At 57.2% G+C, this 3,303-nt stretch carries 3 protein-coding genes; 2 read left to right on the top strand and 1 reads right to left on the bottom strand.

Annotation, left to right across the window (positions count from 1 at the left end; all coding sequences use genetic code 11):
* Positions 1–276 (top strand): hypothetical protein (locus WA354_RS02815; RefSeq protein ID WP_472811491.1); only part of this gene is annotated, 276 nt, incomplete at its 5' end.
* Positions 277–521: 245 nt separating this feature from the next.
* On the opposite strand, the gene WA354_RS02810 is transcribed toward WA354_RS02815, so the two are convergent.
* Entirely contained in the window at positions 522–1,793 is a 1,272-nt protein-coding gene (locus tag WA354_RS02810) for an MFS transporter (protein ID WP_472811490.1), read from the bottom strand.
* Positions 1,794–2,258: 465 nt separating this feature from the next.
* On the opposite strand from WA354_RS02810, the gene WA354_RS02805 reads away from it, so the two are divergent.
* Complete coding sequence (locus tag WA354_RS02805; RefSeq protein ID WP_472811489.1) at positions 2,259–2,828, top strand: helix-turn-helix domain-containing protein; 570 nt, start codon at positions 2,259–2,261, stop codon at positions 2,826–2,828.
* The last annotated feature ends 475 nt before the right edge of the window (positions 2,829–3,303 follow it).

Here is a 3,303-nt window from a genome sequence, read left to right as displayed (position 1 = left end):
TTCCGGGCGCACGTCGCTGACGTCATCAACGGAGTCACGGCAAATTCTGAGGCCGGCGCCAACCAGGCAGCCTTTGGCCAAGATCAGATTATCCGCGGCGTGCAGACCTTCCGTGACCCGTCAACAGGCGCAAATTACGAACTCAGCAATCTGTACGATCACGCGTGGCTCAATGGACAGAATGAGTACGTCATGAGCGACAGCCCGAACTTCAATCCCAACGGCAATCTCGACGGCAACTGGAATCAATTACAAGTGGTACGACCGCAGCCTTGATCAAAGTGGGCGCGGCCATAATGAAGCAAACCAACCGTCGGCTGCGACGTACTGAAGACCATCCTGTGTGACCGACGATGAGGTTGCGCTGACCGGCCATGACGTCCATCTGCTTCAGCCAAAGCTTGGGTTGAGATAGTGGCGATGGACAAAACCGTGGAAATACGACAAGGGCCCGAACGCTCAAAACCGTCCGCGCCGTTCGAATGGGCCGCCAAAATTACCGCGCAAGAGAAATCCTCCGCTCAGTCCGCCGTCAACGACACTTCCAGCCCGGCAGGCGCGGTTGCGGCGGTGAGTAATTCGGTCGGGTTGATGCGTAACCAAAGCCAGGTCCCCAGCAGCAGCAGGGCCGCCATCGGGATGAACCCGACGTTGTAGCTGCCCGTCCGCGCCACAAGATATCCAAAGACCAGTGAGCCCAGAAACCCACCGAGCTGAGAGAACATGTTCATGGCCCCAACCATAGCGCCGGCGTAGGGGCCGCCCACGTCGAGGCATACGGCAAACATGATCGGCTGCTGCAGGGTGAGACCACCATAAATAAACGAGAGGAGGGCCAGCGCCACAGATGGGCTATGAGTGAACATGACGGCGATGGTGCAGGTGGCGGCCACTGAGAAGCCTAGCGAGCCGAGCCCGCACCGGCCCCACTTGAGTCCGATGCGGCGAACCAGGAGGTGACTCGCCAGTCCGCCGGCAAGGTTGGCGCAGGCACCCAGGATAAAGGGCAGCGCGGAGAGGAGCAGATCTTTCTCGCTGTACCCGCGCGCCTTAACGAGATATGTGTGGAACCACGTCTGGAAGAAGTTGTAGGTGTAGATGGCGCAGAATGCGGTGATCATCACGGCCCAGAAATTTCCGGACCTGACTGCACGTGCCCAGGGCAGCATACGGTGTGCGTGGACTACGGGTGCGGGCGACTCGTCTAGCTCCGCCTTCGATACTCCGTGCTTTTCCTGCGGCGAGTCGCGGAACCACCAATACCAAATCCCGCTCCATGCCACTCCGAGCACGCCAAACAGGTAGAAGGAAGCGCGCCAGCCGTAGCGGATCTGGATGGGGACGACCAGCAGTGGAGAGATCGCTCCGCCGATTTGAGCGGCCGCGCAAATGATGCCGAAGGCTCGGCCGCGCTCTGGCACAGGAAACCAGCGCCCAACCACGATCGAGGCGTTGGGAAATGCTCCAGCCTCGCCCACGCCGAACAGAAGCCGGGTCACCAGCAAAGAGTAGTAGCCGGTAACCAAACCGGTGATGGAGGTGAAAGCTGACCACCAGAGCACGATCCGGGTGAGCACGCGCCGCGGGCCGATTCGATCGCCGAGGATGCCGCTGGGAATCTCAAACGCGGCGTACGCGAACGTGAAAATGCCGCTGACCCAGCCCCAGGCGGCTGGGCCAAGATGGAGCGAGTCCTGAATGCGCGGACCAGCGACGGAGATACATACGCGATCAAGATAGGTGATGACGATGAGCAGGGACACGAGCCCCAGCACACGATTGCGGTACTTCATCGCTTATCACCTGCAGTCTGGGCTCTACAGTACCAGCCGATGCTGATTGCCGCATAGAGCAAACCCTCCCGAGCACGCGACCTGAGGTTTTGGCAAGGATCTTCAGCGCGATGATCATGGCCCTCAGAAGCATGCGTGTTCGCCGATGTCGTAACCAACCGAATCGGTTCTAAGTTGCTGCCGTCTGGTCAAACATTCACCGAGGGCGTTCGGGAGTACCCGCGGATCGTCAATCAGTGCATCATCGTCAAAGCACCTATCGATTTTTCCAGCCTAAATTCCAGATTGGATCGAATCACCGGCTAACGTAACTGTCGATTACGTCACGTCGGATCGGCGGACACCGACTTTCGCGAAGTAATCCTCGGAGAATCCCTTGCTGTGGGGGGACCGCGATTTTCGCAGGCGCACTGTGTGATCTAGCCCACATCTCCTAGCGACAGGAGAATGCGACAATTCGACTAGATGCCTGACTCTCATGCCGCGGCACTGGATCAATATCAAATCGGACTGAAGCTTCGTAGACTGCGAATCGGGAAGCAACTCACGCTCTCGCGCCTGGCAGCCGAGACGGGATTGTCAACCGCTCTGCTTTCAAAGCTTGAGTCCGAGCGAATGAACCCAACTTTGCATACTCTGTCGACGATCTGCCGCGTGTACGGGGTTTCTCTGAACCACTTCTTCTCTGATCCCCAAAGGCATAGCTTGTCTATCACGCGCAAAGGTCATCTCGCAGCAATCCATGGATTGCATGAAACAGTGCGGCAAATCCCCGTCCATTACGATCACATCGGCTCGGCTCGATTCGGTGCCAGTCTGCTTGAATTTCCTCCCAAGGTTCTTGTCTCGGCATCAGAGCCCGGGCAAACATTGTCTTGCCTCGTTTACGTGATCGAAGGCAGGTTTACTTTGAATACTGGCATAGACAAAGATGTCCTTGATGCAGGAGATTGTGCATGCATCGACACCGACATGGTCGTTACTTGGGGATCTGCAACACAGATGCCCTGCCGGGTGTTGCTTGTAAAGGTGTGAGCTGCAAAAAATGAGTGTCCGCCTGGTTTCGCACCACCGAATCCACACCGACATCGATTACAGGTTTTGTTATACCAACCCTGACAGACAAGTATGCCGCCACGATCCCAGACCTGACCCTAGACGGTGACGAACAGGAAGTGTACAGCACCGTGCTGCTCCGGCTACAGAACTAACTGGAAACCGGCGGACCTAGTGAACGGATCGTGAACGAGTGCCTTGCAGATCTCGAACGATTCAAGGCGCTGGCTGCCTGACCGAAGCGAAAGTCTCTTTAATACGGAGTTGCCGGTCATGTCTCAGCTTATTGGCTTCGCCTTGTCTGTCGCAGAATGCGCATCGACGTCGTCGGGGAGTTCTTGCGCCTCCTCGGGAGCCGACAGCCTGCGGAACAAAATCACGAGTCCAAGCACGATAAACAAGAGAACGAGCAATCCGAGCCACGCCAAGAACAATGCAAAGACAAGGTGAATCA

Origin of the sequence: Occallatibacter sp. (assembly GCF_049802275.1) — a bacterium.
Classification (GTDB): Bacteria; Acidobacteriota; Terriglobia; order Terriglobales; family Acidobacteriaceae; genus Telmatobacter.
This window is presented reverse-complemented; position numbering and strand designations above follow the sequence as displayed.

Excerpts from the sequence above, each read along its gene's own strand:
- WA354_RS02810 (WP_472811490.1), bottom strand. The coding sequence starts at position 1,793 with ATGAAGTACCGCAATCGTGTGCTGGGGCTCGTGTCCCTGCTCATCGTC.
- WA354_RS02805 (WP_472811489.1), top strand. The coding sequence starts at position 2,259 with ATGCCTGACTCTCATGCCGCGGCACTGGATCAATATCAAATCGGACTG.